This window comes from Paenibacillus sp. USDA918EY (assembly GCF_009870825.1).
GTDB lineage: Bacteria > Bacillota > Bacilli > Paenibacillales > Paenibacillaceae > Paenibacillus_AQ > Paenibacillus_AQ albilobatus.
In genome coordinates, this window is record NZ_WTWY01000088.1 from 1 (window position 1) to 206 (window position 206).

Consider the following 206-nt stretch of genomic DNA (forward strand, 5'->3'; position numbering starts at 1 on the left):
CCCGCGACCCTCGCCTTGGCAAGGCGATGCTCTACCGCTGAGCCACGTCCGCATATTCCATGGTGCGCGTGGAGGGACTTGAACCCCCACGTCGAAGACGCTAGATCCTAAGTCTAGTGCGTCTGCCAATTCCGCCACACGCGCAAGATTTAAAACTGGTGAGCCATGAAGGACTCGAACCTTCGACACCCTGATTAAAAGTCAGG

1 tRNA gene is annotated in these 206 nt (G+C 56.8%); it reads right to left on the reverse strand.

The window, feature by feature from the left end:
• Positions 1-60: 60 nt before the first annotated feature.
• Positions 61-144 (reverse strand) — tRNA-Leu (locus GQY55_RS30905).
• Positions 145-206 lie beyond the last annotated feature (62 nt).